This window comes from Kitasatospora sp. NPDC093558 (assembly GCF_040683475.1).
GTDB lineage: Bacteria > Actinomycetota > Actinomycetes > Streptomycetales > Streptomycetaceae > Kitasatospora.
The window spans coordinates 1-1,259 of record NZ_JBFBDY010001252.1; the positions used below are offsets into that span (position 1 = coordinate 1).

The window sequence follows — 1,259 nt, forward strand, 5'->3', positions numbered from 1 at the left end:
CTTCTTCAGGACGTCCTCGGCGGGCTTGCCGTGGGGCGTGTACGCGCGCTTCTTCTTCGTCTCGCCGCTGTCGGGCCAGTCGTCCCACATCCACCAGCAGACGCCGGCCCACCAGGGCTTGCCGTCGAAGGTGGCGAGCAACGCCTCGTAGGCGGCGGCCTGTTCGTCGGCGCCGTCGCGGCTGCTGACGGTCCACGAGTACGGCGCGGTGGTCGTGCCGCGCTGGCTGACGTAGCCGGCCTCGGTGAAGAGGATCTTCCGCTGGTTGCTCTGGGAGAAGGCGGCGAGTTCGTCGGCGATCGGCTGCCAGGCCTGGCGCAGCTGGGCCGGGTCGGTCGTCGCCTTGTCGGCCAGTGGCCAGTAGGCGTCGATGCCGATGAGGTCGAGGTCCTTCCAGAAGGGGATCCGCTGGTACTCGTCGTAGTTGGCGGCGTACGTCAGCGGGCCCTTGAAGCGGTCGCGGACGGCGGCGATGACCTTGCTCCAGTGCGCGCCGTCCTGGGAGGTGCCGGCGAGTTCGGTGCCGACGGAGAGCTGGTCGACGCCGTTGTCGGTGGCGAGTTGGGCGTAGTGGGTGATGAAGCCCTCGTAGGCCGTGAACCAGGCGTCCGGGTCCGACGGCTTGATCCCGGCGCGGTCGCCGCCCTTGGTCAGGTCGACGTGCGGCTTGACCATCGTCTTGAGGCCCGCGTCGTGGGCGAGGCGGATGATGTTGCGCAGGCTGTCGTCGGCCGCGGTCTCGTCGGTGGTGCGCATGGCCGAGTCGGTGACGCGGTCCTGGTACCAGGTGGGGGTGAAGGTCACCCACCGGGTGCCGGTGGCGGCGATCTGCTGGAGGTAGGTCGCGGCCTGCGGGCTGTCGTAGTCGTCGGTGTTCCACGAGGGGAGCGTCATGCCGCGCATCTCGCTCGTCTTCCCGTCGTCGGGGCGGCCGGTCGGTGGGCCGGCCGTCGGGGTGGGCCTGGGCTTGTCCTCGTCGTCGCCGGACTCCGAGGAGCATCCGGCGGCGACGAAGAGGACGGCCAGGGCCGCGAGGGCGACGGCCGTCCTCTTCATGCGGTTCACTGCTGAGAGCTCCTCACCTGTTCGGGGCGTTCAGTTGGCGAGGTCCATCGGGCCCACGAAGGTGTAGCCGAGGGCCCTGATGCCGTCGATCGTCTGCTGGAGCGGCGTCACGTCGTAGTACGGGTGGTAGAAGAAGCTGGCCACGCCGTCCCGGACGGCGAGGTTGGCCCTGGCCGAGTTGACCAGGTCGGCCG

1 protein-coding gene is annotated in these 1,259 nt (G+C 69.8%); it reads right to left on the reverse strand.

The annotated features are described in order from the left end of the window. On the reverse strand, positions 1 to 1,056 hold a 1,056-nt coding region (locus AB0O00_RS40125), incomplete at its 3' end, for a hypothetical protein (RefSeq protein ID WP_363659603.1). Positions 1,057 to 1,259 lie beyond the last annotated feature (203 nt).